Source organism: Maribacter sp., assembly GCF_016744255.1.
Classification (GTDB): domain Bacteria; phylum Bacteroidota; class Bacteroidia; order Flavobacteriales; family Flavobacteriaceae; genus Maribacter_B.
Genome location: NZ_JADGES010000072.1, coordinates 1 through 18,020, shown reverse-complemented (window position 1 = coordinate 18,020; position 18,020 = coordinate 1). Strand labels below are relative to the sequence as shown.

At 34.2% G+C, this 18,020-nt stretch carries 13 protein-coding genes; 5 read left to right on the top strand and 8 right to left on the bottom strand.

All coding sequences use genetic code 11. The annotated features are described in order from the left end of the window. Window positions 1–623 precede the first annotated feature (623 nt). The 3 genes from QZZ51_RS12050 to QZZ51_RS12040 are packed head-to-tail and all read left to right on the top strand — an operon-like array spanning window position 624 to window position 4,634. Complete coding sequence (locus QZZ51_RS12050; protein ID WP_291869970.1) at window positions 624–1,430, top strand: NAD(P)-binding domain-containing protein; 807 nt, start codon at window positions 624–626, stop codon at window positions 1,428–1,430. Continuing rightward, entirely contained in the window at window positions 1,427–3,193 is a 1,767-nt protein-coding gene (locus QZZ51_RS12045; RefSeq protein ID WP_291869968.1) for a cobalamin-dependent protein, read from the top strand. The genes QZZ51_RS12050 and QZZ51_RS12045 overlap by 4 nt, the downstream gene beginning before the upstream one ends. A 22-nt stretch (window positions 3,194–3,215) precedes the next feature. Next, window positions 3,216–4,634 carry a sodium/proline symporter gene (locus tag QZZ51_RS12040; RefSeq protein ID WP_291869967.1) on the top strand — a complete coding sequence of 473 codons (1,419 nt, stop codon included), beginning with the start codon at window positions 3,216–3,218 and terminating at the stop codon, window positions 4,632–4,634. A 166-nt stretch (window positions 4,635–4,800) separates the two neighbouring features. Here the strand turns inward: QZZ51_RS12040 and QZZ51_RS12035 are convergent, their stop codons facing one another. After that, window positions 4,801–5,355: a gamma-glutamylcyclotransferase gene (locus QZZ51_RS12035; RefSeq protein ID WP_291869965.1), complete on the bottom strand. Its 555-nt coding sequence runs from the start codon at window positions 5,353–5,355 to the stop codon at window positions 4,801–4,803. A gap of 506 nt (window positions 5,356–5,861) precedes the next feature. On the opposite strand from QZZ51_RS12035, the gene QZZ51_RS12030 reads away from it, so the two are divergent. Both QZZ51_RS12030 and QZZ51_RS12025 read left to right on the top strand, forming a co-directional pair. Continuing rightward, on the top strand, window positions 5,862–6,497 hold the full coding sequence (locus QZZ51_RS12030; RefSeq protein ID WP_291869962.1) for an ElyC/SanA/YdcF family protein: 636 nt from the start codon (window positions 5,862–5,864) through the stop codon (window positions 6,495–6,497). Window positions 6,498–6,552: 55 nt separating this feature from the next. After that, window positions 6,553–7,809 carry a divalent metal cation transporter gene (locus tag QZZ51_RS12025; protein WP_366511972.1) on the top strand — a complete coding sequence of 419 codons (1,257 nt, stop codon included), beginning with the start codon at window positions 6,553–6,555 and terminating at the stop codon, window positions 7,807–7,809. 284 nt (window positions 7,810–8,093) lie between these two features. On the opposite strand, the gene QZZ51_RS12020 is transcribed toward QZZ51_RS12025, so the two are convergent. The 7 genes from QZZ51_RS12020 to QZZ51_RS11990 form a co-directional block, all read right to left on the bottom strand. Continuing rightward, window positions 8,094–10,025, bottom strand: coding sequence for an OmpA family protein (locus QZZ51_RS12020; protein ID WP_291869960.1), 1,932 nt, complete (start codon window positions 10,023–10,025; stop codon window positions 8,094–8,096). A gap of 12 nt (window positions 10,026–10,037) precedes the next feature. Next, entirely contained in the window at window positions 10,038–11,030 is a 993-nt protein-coding gene (locus tag QZZ51_RS12015; protein ID WP_291869958.1) for a type IX secretion system membrane protein PorP/SprF, read from the bottom strand. Between the two features lie 7 nt (window positions 11,031–11,037). Further along, the gene (locus tag QZZ51_RS12010; RefSeq protein ID WP_291869956.1) at window positions 11,038–14,664 is read right to left on the bottom strand and encodes a gliding motility-associated C-terminal domain-containing protein; all 3,627 of its coding nucleotides are present in this window, start codon (window positions 14,662–14,664) and stop codon (window positions 11,038–11,040) included. A gap of 167 nt (window positions 14,665–14,831) precedes the next feature. Further along, window positions 14,832–15,716 (bottom strand): ACP S-malonyltransferase, encoded by an 885-nt coding sequence (gene fabD / locus QZZ51_RS12005; RefSeq protein WP_291869954.1) that lies wholly within the window; start codon window positions 15,714–15,716, stop codon window positions 14,832–14,834. 105 nt (window positions 15,717–15,821) lie between these two features. Next, window positions 15,822–16,337 (bottom strand): gamma carbonic anhydrase family protein, encoded by a 516-nt coding sequence (locus QZZ51_RS12000; protein ID WP_291869951.1) that lies wholly within the window; start codon window positions 16,335–16,337, stop codon window positions 15,822–15,824. 19 nt (window positions 16,338–16,356) lie between these two features. Further along, window positions 16,357–17,085: a LytTR family DNA-binding domain-containing protein gene (locus QZZ51_RS11995; protein WP_291869949.1), complete on the bottom strand. Its 729-nt coding sequence runs from the start codon at window positions 17,083–17,085 to the stop codon at window positions 16,357–16,359. Beyond that, window positions 17,085–18,020: histidine kinase (locus QZZ51_RS11990; protein WP_291869947.1), on the bottom strand; the 936-nt coding region annotated here is incomplete at its 5' end. The genes QZZ51_RS11990 and QZZ51_RS11995, both read right to left, overlap by 1 nt.

The window sequence follows — 18,020 nt, the reverse complement described above, 5'->3', positions numbered from 1 at the left end:
GTAAATATTTAGCTAAGTTTGAGTTCAAATTTTAAAGTATATAATTGAGTTCAAAGTTATAATTTTAAACTTTGTCCCCAAGTTTTACGCTTGACCCCTTACATTATTAATTGCTTTATTAGAAAATTCTTATTTTCTGTAACATCATAATCTTCATACCCCTTGGTAAATTTATTCTAACCTTAGATATTTGTGATGATTTAAAGCTTTTTATGTGCTTCCGATTCAATATCAAGAAATTTTCATATGTTGATTCTTTTACTAGGTGAGGATATCTTTGCAAAAGAAAGCCTTATAATTTTATATAATGAGGCGACAACAATGCAGGAAAAACAAAAAGTATTCCGACGCTAATCTTTTTTAGTTTTCTTAATTCTCCAGAAATGGATTGAAACAATATTTATATTACCCTATTACATTTTCCGCTAGAAATAGAAAGCTTGAAAATTAAAAATTTTCAAGCTTTCTGCTTATCAGGATAACATAATGAACCCATATTCGCTATATTGCTTACAATCAAAAAGTTGCCTTTATTCTTTTTAAAACCAAATAATTTACTCGTATTTTAAATTGAGTTAGAAATTTTACTATTTTTCTACCGTTTACTGATCAAAAAAAGTACCATGACGAAGCATTCAAGCACAAGAACAACGATTGGAATAATAGGAATTGGCCATTTAGCCCAATATCTTATCAATGGTTTTAGAAATAGATCCTCTGAAATAATATTAAAATTATATAATCGAACATACGAAAAAGCAGCAGCCTTAAAAGGTTCCGACGCAAACATTCACATTGTTAAATCCAATCAGGAAGCCATATCTAATTCTGATATTGTTATAATAGCTACTCGCCCTAAAGATGTTAAAGTTGCCCTAAGTAATACCTATTTTGAAAAACATCAAGTTCTTGTATGCGTAGCTGCGGGTGTAACTCTAGTAGAATTAAATTCATTAATAAAACCAGCAAAGGCCATTAGGGTACTACCTATATCATCTGTCGCCATTAACAAGAGTCCTATTTTGCAATATCCCCATAATAAACTGGCGCAAGAGCTTTTCTCAATGGTTGGTAATGTACATGTTTTACCTAATGAAGAAATGTTAACACCAGCTACTGCAATAGTAGGCGCCTTTTATGCTTGGATGTTTCCGCTCATGAATAATATAATACAATGGGGGAAAGAAAATAATATAAAAGAAGATTTGGCCCGTGAGCTAGTCATTGAAACCATAGAAAGTGCCACAGGAATGGCAATACATCAAAATAATCTCGATTTAAATGAAATTTGGAAAACCCTTGCCACTCCTGGAGGAATTTCAGAATTAGGAATGAAATCTATCCAGAAATCCGATGGATTAAATTTATGGTCTAATGCTTTGGGTGAAGTTGTCAAAAAAATGAACCAAGAAAATGAAGCTAAAAAATGAATGAACAACGTTTAGATGCGGTAATAAAAAAGGCATTAGAAACTCAATTACCAGAAGTTGAAACACTTCTAAACGAGGCAAATGAAATCGCAAAAGGCATTACCATAGGCAGAACTGCATTTTTTGATTATTGGGATGTTTCTTCAGAAGCGGAGTTTAAAATACGTAGTATTAAAGAGGGCAGAATTATGTACCATGCACATATTGGTATGGGCAACTGGCAATTAACCGAAGAAGCTCTTGCTTTTGTGCATCAGGAGGCAACAAATAATGGTATAACAGTTGATCGCGCTGGTCTTTGCCTTGATCGCCGAATGGGTCTACCACAGAATATTAGAGCAAATATACCTGCTGAAACCGGACCTCTTTTAGAAACATTCAATGATTGGAACCGTATAGGTAAAAGAACTCCTATTCAGCCGCATATGGGTGATTTTATGATAGGGTTTCCAGCTTCAACAACCAATACCATTAATGCATTAAAAGCTGGAGTGACCACGATTGGTAACCTATCGCAGTTTTTTGCACATGAAGCACCTGGTTGGCATGATCAGGTAACAACTGCAATAGAAACCACAAAATCTATTGCTATTTTGGGCGCATTAAAAAATAAAGGCGTTATGTTTCATTCCTATCTTGAAGACGGTTATGGTGCATTATTTTTTGATTGCACAACAGTTGCTGGCTGGGCATATCTTGAAAAATATATTGTAGAAGACTTATTAAACGCTAAGCTTTCTCATTGCATTGGTGGCCTAACATCCGACCCCATAAAACGTTCAGGCTGGGTTTTTGCATTGGATGAAATTCATGAGCAAGAATGTATTGGCTCTATGTTTTATGGCGATACTATTTCATATACCAGAAATTTTGACGTCAATAGAGGATTGGTAAGTGAGTATCTTTTATGGGATATTATGACGCAGTTAAAATGCCCTACTGGTCATGCTGTTTTACCTCTTCCTGTTACCGAAGCCGTAAGAGCGCCTTCTAAAGAGGAAATTGTTGAAGCGCAAATATTGGGACATAGAATAGAGGAAACAGCAAGACGTTTGGTGGATCATGTAGATTTTTCTTCAAGTCATATTTTTGCCCGAAAAATGGTTAAGCATGGGAAACAAGTTTTTAAAAATGCGCTTCACGGTTTAAAAGAAGCAGGAGTAGATATTAAAAATCCATTGCAACTTTTGTATGTTCTAAAACAAATGGGACCGGCCGTATTTGAAGAAATGTTTGGCGCCGGAGCTTTGGACAAAACAGAGGTAAGAAATCGTGAAATTTTAATTCCAACGGATATATTTGAGCAATCAAAAGCTTGTTACAAAGATAATTTACCTATGTTTTCTACAAAGGAGATCAAAAACTCTGTAAAAGATAAGTGCTTTTTAATTGCTTCTACAGATGTCCATGAGCATGCTGTTATGGTATTAAAATGGCTACTTTCAAATACAGGAGCAGAGATTATTTATATGGGAGCAGAATGTAATCCCGAAGAAATAGTTGAACAAGTAAAAAAGAAAAAAATAGATGCCATTTTAATCAGCACACATAACGGTATGGCATTAGATTATGCGAATATGTTAAAAGAAAAAATGGCAGCACAGAATCTAGATACACCTGTGCTCTTTGGAGGAGTACTAAATCAAAAAATACCAAACAAAGAAATACCAGTAGATGTTACTAAAGAGTTGATAAAAATAGGTTTTTATCCAAGCAATAGATTAGGTCATCAAGTACAAAATTTAATGAAAATAAAATTATAAAACTATAAAGACGCAATTGAAAATGGAAAAAACAACAGTTATCATAATTACCCTTCTAGTGTATAAGGTACTATTAATAGGTATTGGTATTTGGTCCTCTAGACGTACCAAAAGCAATACAGATTATTTTTTAGGAGGAAGAAATCTAGGCCCAGTAGTAGCAGCCATAAGTTATTCAGCAAGTTCCTCTTCTGCATGGACACTTCTGGGAATGAGTGGGGCTGCTTATGTTCTTGGTTTATCGGCCATTTGGATTGTTTTAGGGTGTTGGTTAGGAGTTGTTCTTGCTTGGTATTATGTAGCACCTAAAATGCGAAAGTATAGTGCTGAAAATAATAATATTACAGTAATTGATTTTGTGGCACATAAAACCACAGGAACTTCACGTAGTGCTATAGTTATTGTTTCCTCTATTATCATTTTAATATCCTTTGCTTTTTATGTGGCAGCACAGTTTCAAGGAGCAGGAAGTACTCTTTCTACCACTTTTAACATGTCAGTTAATGGTAGTATCATATTAGGAGGACTCGTAATTATGATATATACCTTTTTAGGTGGGTTTTGGGCGGTTAGTATAACAGATACTGTTCAAGGAGTATTAATGGCAATTACTGCTTTAATTTTACCTACTGCTGCAATTATTAGTATTGGTGGCTTCGACGCTCTTTTTGAAGGTTTACGCGCTACCGCCGATCCAGAATATTTAAGTTTATCAGGAAAAAACACAGGATTAGCAGTAATAGGTTTTGCAGCAGGGTCTCTTGGTATTGGTTTTGGTCCTGTTGGTCAGCCACATCTTTTGGTACGCTTCATGGCATTACGCGATGACAAATCGGTACGTCAAGCACGAGTACTTACTGTTGTTTGGTTCTTAATTGTTTTTACTGGAATGTTGATTTTAGGCTTGGCAGGACAAATGTTGATACCAGGATTAGAAGGAGCTGCTGTTGAAACGGTATTCTTTGAACTTACCAATAGATTATTCTCTCCTTTGTGGGCAGCCATTATTATTGCCGCTGTATTATCTGCGATTATGTCAACAGCAGACAGTCAATTACTGGTAGGAGCCTCTAGTATTTCCCATGACTTAGGTCTGGGAAATCGTTTTCCTAAGCAACGTTTACTAATATCTAGATTGGCGATTGCTGTAGTAGTTATCGCATCTATTATTATTTCTATCTATGTTCCAGCAACTATTTTTGATCGAGCTTTATTTGCATGGAGCGCTCTTGGCGCTGCCTTTGGCCCTATTGTAATATTTAAACTATCTGGTTTTAAGTATTCTGGTAAAATTATATTACTTGCAATTTTAGTAGGATTTGTTTTAGCAGTAATATTTTTTATGTTACCAAACACCATAGGCGATTATGTAGAACGTATAATACCCTTTGTTGCTGGTTCAATAATACTTTGGGCTACTAGAAAAAGGAAGCAAAACTAACTTTCTGATTACAATACAAGGCTTGCTAATTTATGTTTTTTACTTCACATAAATTAGCAAGCCTTGTTTTATCACAGTTTAATTTCGATAATAGAGAAAAAATAGTACGATAATAAGACGATCATCCATTATATTACTAAAAATAATTAAGGAAAAAGCACTTAGTTTAATCCAGTTTTGCACGTGCTTTCTCCAGTCTTTTTATCCAATCTGCATTTATTTTATGTTCTTTGGCACCAGCAATCATAATATCTAAATATTGTTTTGAAGGGGTATAAGGGCCTTTAGGGTTTGTAACCCGATAAAGATCTGCAGCATACCATTTTCCATCTTCACCAAGCACTTGAAAGGTCTCTCTTTTGTATATTCCTAACGGCACATCTTCTAAAATATCCAAGGCCTCCATTTCTTTTTTTGAAATCCAGTATAATACCGCATAAACCATTCCGCCTGGCTTTTCGATAATACTACTTAGACCACCTTTCATATTTGTTGAGTATTTTCTAAACTGAATCTCGTAATTAGGTAGTTGTACATTCATTACATACTCCAAACTAGGTGCATACTTTTTCATATACTCTTCTGACATATTCGATCCGTATCCCAAGTAAAGAATCTTTTCTTCATTATTAGAATTCTGAGCAGAACTATTCACTGAAAGACTAATAATCAATACGAGCATTAGTGACTTCATTACTTTAAAAGGATTGTTGAAATTCATGTCTTGTTTTTTTGTTGGAATTAAATATAAGCATAAAAAATTGAATCACCTTACCATGAAGCAAGACCTGACAACACAAACACTTAAAAAATAAGCTAAGTTTCAAAAAGCATATTTACCAGTGCTATATTCCTGAATCACACCCGAGTAGAATTTGAAACAAATACAATTGCAGTGACAATTGCCAAAGAATTAGAAATTGATTTTTCTTCAGGGTGTATCGCTTGGAAGGGTGTTTTAAAAACAAATAGGAATTAGCAGCTATAGGGAAGATAATTTACACCCTATTCCTAATTGGCTCATATATTACCGCAAATGTCATTCACTCAACTATAACGAATAAAAAACCAACCGATCAATATGAACCTATTTGGACTTTTTATGGAAGAATTCAAAAAGCAAAGACAAAGACTCAATTATCAGCTTGGAAAAAACATCCTTAAATCCCCTTTTCATAGACATACAACCTCAACTATTCACTATATTTAAAAGTTGATTTTTTTTACATGAAAAAGTTTCTATTTCGTAGTCTTACATTATTAATTGCTCTACCCTGTATTGCTTTACTATTCAGCAACCTTATTATTAGTAATTCTACTGAAAATAAAACGTTCAACACCGCTCTTGAAATCCCTAAAAACAAGGTTGGACTTGTTTTAGGTACTGCTAAAAAACTAATTGGCGGTGCACCAAACCCATATTATACGAATCGTATTAATGCGACTATCACTCTTTTCCATGCAAATAAAATAGATTTTGTTTTAGTTAGTGGAGATAACGGCAGCATATACTATAATGAACCCAATAGTTTCAAAAAAGATTTAATCAAAGGTGGAATTCCTGCTGAAAAAATATTTCTAGACTATGCAGGCTTCCGTACTTTAGACTCTATGATGAGAGCAAAAACAGTTTTTGGATTAGACTCTGTTACCATAATTTCTCAAAAATTCCATAATGAAAGAGCTATATATATTGCCAAAAAAAAGGGCCTAAATGCTATTGGCTTTAATGCGAAAGACATTAAAGGTAAACAAGGTTTTAAAGTACATTTTAGAGAGTACTTTGCTAGAGTAAAAGTTTTTATCGATTTACTATTGAACACGCAGCCCAAATTTTTTGGAGATAAGATTCTTATAAAATAGATTCCTTTAGAATTTATAAATTGTTTTATTTTACAAAAAATAACACCCAACTATTTTGACATCTTCTCTTAAAAAATTTCTTAAAAGTATAGGACCAGGCTTACTATTTGCTAGTATGGCTATAGGAACATCGCACTTAGTAATGTCCACAAAGGCCGGTGCTCAATATGGATGGATAATGGTTTTCCCTATCATACTTGCTAATATTTTAAAATACCCTTTTTTTGAATTTGGCGTTCGGTATACCAATGTAACAAACAAAACCCTTATCGAAGGTTATTTAAACCGTGGTAAAGGCTATTTATGGTTTTATGCCATCATTACTCTAGTAAGCACTTTTACCATCTTAGCCGCTTTATACATTGTTACTTCTGGCTTATTTATAAATCTGTTTAAGATTTCTGAAGTCTCTGTTTCTATAATTGCTTTATGCCTATTTTCGTTAATTAGCCTATTACTAATTGTCGGAAAATATTCTTTTTTAGAAAAGTCTTTGAAATACGTTGTAAGCCTTTTACTTTTTGCAGTACTTACGACAACGATACTTGTTATTTTCAAAGGACAAGTAGCACAAGCACCAAACTTTACACCTTCTCCTATTCTTAATGAAGTAGGCATTCTTTTTTTAATTGGATTAATGGGATGGATGCCAACAACGGTAGAAGCATCTAGCTGGATTAGTCTTTGGAGTAAAGAAAAATGGCAAATTCAAGGTGATAAACCTAGCCTAAAAGAAAGCTTAAGAGAATTTAATATAGGCTACCTCATCACTGCTATATTAGCCGTCTTTTTTTTAATTATCGGATGGCTCACTCTTTATGGTACCAATACAGTATTAAGTAGTAGTGCTATTACTTTTGCCGACCAGATTGTTACTTTATTCACTATCCATATTGGCCAATGGGCCTATATTTTTATTTCTGTCGCCGCCTTTGCTACCATGTTTAGTACCTGCATGACTGCACATGACGCTATTGCACGCGTAAGTATTGACATACTACAATTACTTAGTACAAAAATTAAGAAACAGAACTCTAAAAAGTTATTTCCAGTAAGTGTTTTAATTCTTGCAGTAATAAACTTTGTTGTCATTGCCGCTTTTGGAGCTAATATGGGACAGTTAGTTGCGCTCGCTACTTTCGTTTCTTTTGTTGTTGCTCCTATTATTGGTTTTATGAATCTAAAAAACGTATTAAGCTCGGAACTGCATGAAGAGCAGAAGCCAAAAAAAGGCCTTCTCCTATTATCCTATACAGGAATTATCTTTCTCTCCTTATTTTCTATCTACTATTTTTGGCTGATTATTATTTAGATTCCTAACAAAAATATACTCCTTTAAGCATCTATATTGCTATCGGTCATTCAACGATTGTTATGTTAAACACTTCTAAGCGAAACATACAGAATCTCCCATTTTATCGCAGTTCTTTAACCCATTAATTATACACTTTATGAAACATTTAAAAATGTATTTACTAATTATCGTTGTTGGCTTTTCCCTACAGAGCTGCTCTAGCGACAAGGACAACATAACTAAAAATAATGACCGAACTACCCTCTCCAATAGAGACTATTACAAAATTAACCGTAAATGATTTATTCTAGTTCCTTATAATTTTCTACTACAAACAAAGTACGATTATTTTGATTATGCAAAAAATCTAAACAATACACTCCATTAGCACACCTGTTTTTAATTTTTTCTTCTCCATAACCTAAAGCTCCAACAATATTAGAAACTGAAGCTCCTTTTTGCAATAAGTATATTTTAATAGCGTCTGCTCTTTTTTGAGAAAGTTTTTTATTTGTTACATCTCTACCTTTACTCGCTGTGTGAGATTCTATCCGTACTTGTAATTGCGGAAAACCCTGTATTGCAACTATCACCTTATCTAACTCAGCAGCTATTAAAGGGGTTACTATACTTTTTCCATTATCAAAGTAAAATTTATTTAATTTAATAATGGTCTTTTCTTCTTTCTCTTCGACCAAATCATTTAATGCAACAATTCCCATATTTAAAGGAGATTTCTGTGCTTCAATCATTCCCTCTTCATTAAAAGTAACAGAAAAAGTAGAGTGCCCTCCCTTAGTTGCTTTTATAGTTACCTGATTAAACCATGGCAATTCAACTGTATAATCCCCATCCTCCGTAGTATATATTTCTTTTACAATATGACCTTTGGAATCTCTTAATTCCACTTTTGCCTTATCAACTCCTCTTCTATTCGTTAAACTAATTACCCTTCCTTTAATAGCAAATGTTTTTAATCCTATTTCATTAGTAACACTAAAACTATATATATCATCATCTCCCTGTCCTCCTTCTCTATTAGATGAGAAATAACCAGAAAGTTCGCCTACACTATTCTCTTTTATTATAAAGCCAAAATCATCTTGATTAGAATTTATGCCACCTCCTAAATTTATTGGAATACTAAAACCGCCATCTATTAACATATTAGTTTTATAAACATCCATCCCTCCAAAACCATAAAAAATATCTGAAGAATAGTATAAACTACCATCCTGAATATAAGGTGCTATTTCATTAGCTGGAGTATTAATTCTTGCTCCTAAGTTAATTGGTTCCGACATTATTTGCCCATTATTAGTATAGACATAATACAAGTCTGTACCACCATAACTATCGTCGAAATTTGCTGAAAAATATAGTTTACCACTACCTTCTTCGAAAAACGGATAGTAAAAAGAGGTGCTTAAATCTTTTAATAAATAATTGTAAGAATTAGATCTATCCACAGAACCAATTGCTAGTGCATTTTTTCCATTCTCATCGAAAGCCATATTACCTCCACTAGTATTAGAACGAATATAAAATAGCCTATCTGTTGCTTCTGCATAAAAAGGTGTAGCTTCATGAAAACCGAAATCTGGTATACGTGTAAATGGATTAGGATTAACTGGCACTCCTTCATTTCCTAATTTTGCAACAAAAATATCTAGATAGCCTTGTTCTCCAGACTTACCTCCTCTATTCATGGCAACTTTCCTATTACTACTAAATAATATTTTATCTTTATAAAATGCAGGTGAAAAATCGGATTGAGGGCTATTAATTTCTAAATTTTTTATCCCGAAAACCTGCTCTTCTTTATTGTTAGATAAAATTTCTTTGTTGAACTCATAATTTTCTAACAATTCCCTAGATAATAAATGCGATTTAGAATCTAGAAAAGCATCTACTCTTACTTTCTCGCCATTCTTTGCTAAACTTTGTAACATTTTATTAAATCTATGTGTAGAAAGAATAGTGTCATTATTTTTATTAACAACAATATAACTTAATGCGGCATTTTTATAATCTTTTACTTTAAAGTAAGAGTCCGCCAACTTCATTTGTTTCTCGTTAGAAAGAGGCCATTTTGTTTTTTCTTTTTCATATTCTTGTATAGCCTTCTGGTACTTATATTCATAAAAATAAATATCCCCTTTAGACTCTTTATTTTGTCCATAAGACCAAGCACTCGTTATTACAAATAATGCTAATACTATTCTAAATTTCATATACTGCTTACTTTAGAAAAATCTTGGAGTATCTATTTGCTTTGGTTTCCCCTTGGCATTCTGTTTTTCTCCTTTACCAGATTTATTTGTGCTTTTACCCTTACCTAAATAGAATTTAAAAATAACCTCATGAGAACCATTATTATATTCCCCCAATAAGTTGGTGTTATAATCATAAGAATATCCAATAAACATACCATTAGACACCTGAAAACCAGCTATTCCACTAAAGGCGTTATCTACTCTATAAGACACGCCTGCGGTGAATACATCTTTAATTAAAAAATTAGTAGATAAATTAATATTTACTGGAGCACCTTTTAAAGAATTTATTAAAAAAGCAGGTTTAAACTTTAATCCATCGGATAAATTAAACACGTAACCTCCAATAAAATTAAACTGCATCTTATCTTCCACAATGGTCGCTACATCCTCGTTATACACTCCATCTGTTAAAAAGTTAGGAGCGGAAGCTCCCATGTACCATTGGTCTCCATACATAAATAAACCAGCTCCTATGGTAGGGTAAAATTTACTTACAGTTTCTCTATCTAAAATTGGTTCCCCTGGATTCTCAAATGTCCCCTTAGAAAAATCAAGATTCAAAAAAGAACCACCTGCATCAATTCCGAAAGAGAACTTTGTTTCATCCGTAACGCTTACTTGAAAAGAATACGCTACATCCACAAAAGTTTGCGTCAATGGCCCTATTTGGTCATTGACTATATTAAACCCCAAACCATTTTTTTCATTTCGCATGGGTAAATTTAACCCCAATCGAATAGTTCTAGGAGCTCCTTCAATATCTATCCATTGCGCTCTATAGGCTGCATTAATTTCTGGGGTTTCTACTGTTCCTACGTAAGCTGGGTTAAAGCTGCCAATATTGTACATATACTGGGTGTATTGCGGTTCTTTTTGCGCATACATGGTTGCCACGCTAACCAAAAGTAATACAGCAACAATAACTTTACTGGGCTGCTTTATCTTTATATTAAAACTCATACTCATTTTATCTTATTAACTGTATCCAGCCTTTTAGCACTTCTGTATCATTACCTAAATCTAACAAATAGAAATACGTTCCGTCTGGAACTTGACCACTATCTCCTTCACCATCCCAATTATTAATATATCCAGCAACTGTGTAAACTAGGTTTCCATACCTATCATAAATCTGTAAGCGATTAGCTGGGTACTGTTCTATACATTGGATTTTTAAAAAGTCGTTTGTACCATCTCCATTTGGCGAAAACTGATTAAAAACAAAACCACAATCCGCTTCTGTTGGCAAACTCACTAATACCTCAGCACTAGCAGTATTATTATTGTCAGCATCATTGCTATCTGTTTGCGCTGGGACTGAACCAATAATAGTCGCTGTATTTATAAATGTCCCCGCACTAGGAACAGTTACCGTAATTTCTAAAGTAGCTTCTTCGTCTTTTGCAAGCTCTGAAATTAGCCACACTCCAGTTGCCGCATCGTAATCTCCATTTAAAGTATTATGAGACACATAAACAAAACCAGAATCTACGGAAATTAAATCCGAAACCCGTATTTGACTTACAATAGTCTCTACAGATTTATTTTCTACCTTGATAGTAAAAACAACGGCATCACGTATCAAAGGTCTATTACTATTCGCTGTTTTGGTTATTTTTAAATCTACCCCCTCAGGCACATCAATGATTAAAGAAACCTCTGCTCTATCGTTAGCAGTATTATTATCTAATGGAAAAGATTCTAAAAGTTCCGCTACATTGGTATAAATACCCTCTGGTAATACAGTAACTTCTATATTTAAGGTTGCCGTACCCATTGCTCCTAATTCCGAAATTTGCCATATACCAGTAACTTCATCATAAGTACCACTAGAAGGAATATTAGATACATAATCAAAACCAGATTCTAATAAATCTCCTACAACAATATTTTGTACTTTATTGGGTGATAAATTATTTACTGTAATGGTGAAAATTACATTTTCCCCTGCAATAGCATTTGGATTATTAACTGTTTTTAAAATTTCAAGATCAATAGGGTCTGGAGTACAATCTGCTGTAACACTAATAGTAACATCTGTAAAAGTATTAGCACATGGTGCTACTGCTTCAGTGGTAGTATATCTAAATATATAATCTCCTACAGCTTGATCAACAAAACTAACTACATTATCCGCTTCTATTACAAGTGTAGCAGGGCCAGAAACAAAAGACCATACGCCTATATCTGGGCTCCCTAGCAAACGACTATCTAAATCAATAGCACTTAATGGTTGTTGCGTAGATGCTAAACTACAAGCAATATCGTTCGAAGCCGTACCAGAAAAAGCCTCAGGTATAATTGTTGCAACAACCTCTACTCTTTCCCTTGAAACACAGCCATTAGCCTCCGCCTCCACATAAAATGAAGTCGTTTTATCTAAATTAACAGTAGAGTAAGAATTCCCTGTAGCTAATTCTGTTCCGCCAGTAAGGCTACTGAACCATTTTAGAGAAGCTCCCGCACTTGCCGTTGCAGACAACAATAAAATACCAGGCCCACAGTTTATAGCCCCCGTACCACTTTCTATTGCAGGTATTTCATTAGAAATTAATTCTATTTCTAAAACACCACCTGCACAATCATTAGTTGCGTCATAAAAGTAACCAAAGAAAGAACCTTCACTTGTTATATTTTCACTTAAAGATTGGGGGTCTAGCCTTCCCACTACATTAAAAGGGTTTGAAGATCTACTCCATATCAATGTCATCCCCGATGGAGGTGGTGTATTTGTATAATTATTTAAATTTGCACTTATCTCTCCACAAAATTCTGCACTTAGTCCGTTGGAAACTGGAGTGGAACCACAACCGTCATCATCATTATTTGTTACTGTTAGTTGAGGCACATCTGCGTCTGTGAGGGCATTATAAAATGAATCTGCAGAAATAACATTTCCTGTATTAATAGTACCTACATGATTCCCATCAATACTAGTATCATCTACTCCTAATATTGTAAGTGTCGCACCTGTGTTCCATTCCCCTGGCTCTATTGTTATACTTGTAGGGCCAGAGTTTTCCGTTGGAACATATCCATTTATATTAATAGTTACACTTGCTGAAGGCATACTAGTTAAAGTGAAAACAAAAATTGCTTGCACATCGCCAGCTTCTGTTGTTGTTCCTGTTAGTGTATTTATATTTACTCCTGCTTCATCATCATCAGTATTGGTAACAGCTACATCTGCCATAACTATACCTGCATAATCAGGACCTGACGAAGTAACAACCCCCGAAATAGAATAATTCTGAAAATCATCTACAATTGCATCATCTACTCCTACTACGGTTACTACAGTAGGAATATTCCAATTCGCAGTTGGTATTACTACTGCCGGAGAAACTGCCCCTTCCGTGGTATCATTACTAGATAAGGTTATCGTTACTGCTGTTGTGGGCTCACTATCTAAAGTTACTGTAAATGTTGCTATACCACCTGCCTCTGTAGTATTACCAGTCACTGAAGAAACAGTTAGCCCTGCTGTATCATCATCCGTATTTGTCACGGTTAAATCAGCAACTGCAAGTCCACTATAATCAGAACCTAGAGAAGTTGTATTCCCTGTAATAATAATATCATCTATATTGCCATCCACTATAGAGTCATCAATTCCAGCTATTGTTAATGTTACACCAGTGTTCCAATTTAAAGGTGTAAGTGTTACACTTGCAGGACCAGAGGTTTCTGTCGCATCATATCCACTAATAGGAATCGTAACATTTGCAGCAGGCTCACTAGTTAATGTAAAAAGAAAATCCGTTGTCCCACCTGCTTCCGTTGCTGTTCCTATGAGTGTATCTATATTTACTCCAACAACATCATCATCCGTATTTGTCACGGTTAAATCAGCAACTGTAAATCCACTATAATCAGAATCTAGAGAAGTTGTATTTCCTGTAATAATAATATCATCTATATCGCCATCCACTATAGAGTCATCAATTCCAGCTATTGTTAATGTTACACCAGTGTTCCAATTTAAAGACGTAAGTGTTACACTTGCAGGGCCAGAGGTTTCTGTCGCATCATATCCACTAATAGGAATCGTAACATTTGCAGTAGGCTCACTAGTTAATGTAAAAAGAAAATCCGTTGTCCCGCCTGCTTCCGTTGTTGTTCCAATTAGTGTATCTATATTTACTCCTGCCACATCATTATCTGCAATGGTTAACGTTGTAGATGCTGCAGCTCCAATAATATAAGCCCCTGGTTCTATTGTTACAACTACAGTTTCATCTCCTTCTACTAAGGCATCATCTACTATTCCTGACAATAAAACAGTTGTGGATGGTTGAAAAAGAGGAATATTAACTGTAAGAGAAAGCGTTGTATAATCCGTCCCTCCATCAGCAGTACCTCCTACATTAATTGTGACGTTGAGAGATGAGAAAGTAGACCCTGTTCTAGATACAGTAAAACTTGCTGTATTTACACCTGGAAAAACAACCTCAGCGGCAGTATCATCTAAAGATGATATACTAACTGTTTGCGATTGCCCAACAAAACCACTAAACAAGAGTATTACAAATAAAGGCAAACATAAGTACCCTTTTACGTATACTTCGTTTTTAAAAAATATTTTTTTATTCAATTTCATAACTGTTTTCTGAACTAATCCTAATTCAATTCACAGCATTGCAGGTAGTTATAGCGTAAAATTTGGGAGTCAATATTACTAAAAAAATAATCCGTAGCCGTAATTAACAGCTTAAAATAATATTTAATAGACAAAATACAATGTTAGTCGATAAACAAGAACTATTCCACAATTGCAGAGGTAGTTTCTGCTGAGGATTCTATCTTACGAACCAATCCTTGCAAAACTTTGCCTGGACCAATTTCTGTAAATAAAGTAGCGCCATCTGCCACCATATTCTTAACACTCTGCGTCCATTTTACTGGGGCTGTCAGTTGCGAAATTAAGTTTTTCTTTATTTCATCGGCATCTGTAACAGCCGTTGTAGTTACATTTTGATATATAGGGCAGTTAGGCGTATTAAAGACTGTTTGTTCTATCGCTGCTGCCAATTCTTCTCTTGCGGGCTCCATTAATGGCGAATGAAAAGCGCCACCAACTGGCAAAACTAATGCTCTACGTGCACCAGCCTCTTTTAATTTTTCACAAGCAGTATTAATAGCTTCTATTTCTCCCGAAATAACCAATTGCCCAGGGCAGTTATAATTTGCAGGAACTACTATACCATCTATCGTTGCGCATATCTCTTCTACTTTAGCGTCTTCTAACCCTAGAACTGCCGCCATAGTGCTTGGTTGAATTTCACAAGCCTTTTGCATAGCTAAAGCTCTTTTAGAAACCAATTGCAAAGCGTCTTCAAAATTTAATGTTCCATTAGCAACTAGAGCAGAAAATTCTCCAAGAGAGTGCCCTGCAACCATATTAGGTTTAAAAGAATCTCCCATTACTTTACTAAGTATAACCGAATGCAAAAATATGGCTGGTTGCGTAACTTTCGTTTGCTTTAAACCTTCTGGAGTTCCCTCAAACATTAAATCTGTTATAGAAAACCCTAAAATTTCATTAGCCTGCTCAAATAACTGTTGTGCTATTGGGTATTTTTCATATAAATCTAAACCCATTCCTACAAACTGTGCTCCTTGTCCTGGAAATATATACGCATTCATTTTTGGTCGTGTTTTAAGGCTGCAAAAATACAAATTATCTTATTCTTAATACGCTATAGCGTAAAAAATCCTTTCCTACTCTTTAACCGTATTCTTTATTAAAAGTTATTCTTCCTTAAACCAGCTAGAATATTTTACATAACTATCTGCTATTCTATTTACTTCACCAGAACTTAATTCTGGACTAATATCTTTTATTTTTTTTGCTGGCATACCTGCAAAAACTGTTCCTTCTGGAACATGTGTTCCTTTTGTTAATACAGCGCCTGCAGCAATAATACTATTGCTCTCTATTATACAATCATCCATAATAATACTACCCATACCAATTAGCACATTATCTTTTATCGTACAACCATGTACTAATGCATTATGACCAATGGAAACATTATTCCCTATAGTAGTTGGCGATTTTTGATATGTAGCATGTATTACCGCACCATCTTGCACATTTACTTTGTTCCCCATTTTTATAAAATGAACATCGCCTCGCAACACAGCATTAAACCAAACACTGCACTGATTACCCATAGACACCTCACCAACAATTGTTGCATTTTCTGCAATAAAACAATCTTCTCCAATCTCAGGAGTATTTCCATTTACTGTCTTTATAACCATATCAATTTTCTTTTATCTTTTAAAAATAGGATAGCAAATCTTTCTTCTTAGATGCAGATACTAACAATTCTTTACCACTAGAAATTACGACACTACCCCCTTTACCTTTTCTATATTTTACAATTTCATTTACATTCACCAAATACGACTTATGTATTCTTGCAAAGGAAAAACTAGATAGTGCCTCTTCAAAATACTTAAGAGTCTTGCTAACCACTATTTTTTTATTTTCTAAGTATATTTCTGTATAATTATCATCTGCCTTGCAATACAATATATCCGTAACATTGAGTACTTGAAAACCGTCTTGTTGTGGCAATGTAATTTTACCTTCTACCCTAGCTATATTCGGAACAAGAATTTTATCTAAAATACGCTCTTCTTTCTCCTTTATCTCCTTAACAAAATCCACCGCCTTTATTAATTCATCTATATTAATTGGCTTCATTAAATAGTAAGCAGCATGATGGTTAAGAGCATCCATTGCGTACTGATTATATGCGGTTACAAATACCGTTTCAAAGGTACGCTCTGGAACTTGTTCTAACAAATCGAAAGCATTACCAAATGGCATTTCTACATCTAAAAAAACAAGATCTAATTTATTGTTCTCTATCAAAATTAAACCTTCTTTTATAGAACTAGCTTCGCCAACCAAAACAACTTCGGGGCAATACTTTTTTAAGTAATTACGAAGTATCTCTCTACTATTTGCTTCATCCTCTACTAAAATTGCTTTTAACTCCATTATTCTTTTTTTAGCGTGAATTTTACTTTTGTACCAACTCCAGTATTTTCTAAATCTGAAATATACACATCTACCTTATCCTTGTGCATTTCATTTAAAATAGCAATACGTTTTTTTATATTGCCCATTCCTTTAGATTTTTGCTTTTTCTGATTCTGCGTTTTTAATTCCTCCGATTTTTTTCGCCCAATGCCATTGTCTGAAATAACAATTTTTAAGGTCTCTTTGTTTATGGCATTAATGTCAATTTTCAAAAAGCCCTTTTCTTCTTTATAGCGCAATCCATGCCAAATAGCATTTTCTATATATGGCTGCAACAACATAGGAGGAATCTGAAAGGAATTTACATCAACATTTTCGTCTATCATAATAGAATAATCGAACTTATCCGGGAAACGAGAATGCTCTAGCTTTACATACAGCTCTAATAATTCTAGCTCCTTGGAAAGGGGAATAAAATCTTCGTCCGAATTTTCCAGAACCGCCCTCATAAGGGTAGAAAAATCGCTTAAATATCTATTTGCACTACGCTCATCATTTTTAGAAATGTAATTATTCACAGAGTTCAAAGCATTAAAAATAAAATGCGGATTCATCTGCGTACGCAAAGATTTTAATGCCAATAAATTATTTGAAATTTTTTGTTGCTGGTTACTTCTATAAAAAAAGAAAGCCGCCAAACCGGTTAACACTAAACCTATTATCAAAGAGTATATAACCCATTTTTGGCGTTTATTGTTTAATTGATATAATTGTTGTTCCGTGTATGCTAGGTCGTACTTACTTTGAGACAATTCTCTATCTTTTTCTAATCCAGATATTCTACTCTGTTTAGATGCTAAATCTCTATTAAACCTAGCTGCTCTAGAGATTTCTTGTTCCTTTCTAATGTAAAGGGTATCTACCACTTTTACATATTCTTGATAGGTTTCTAA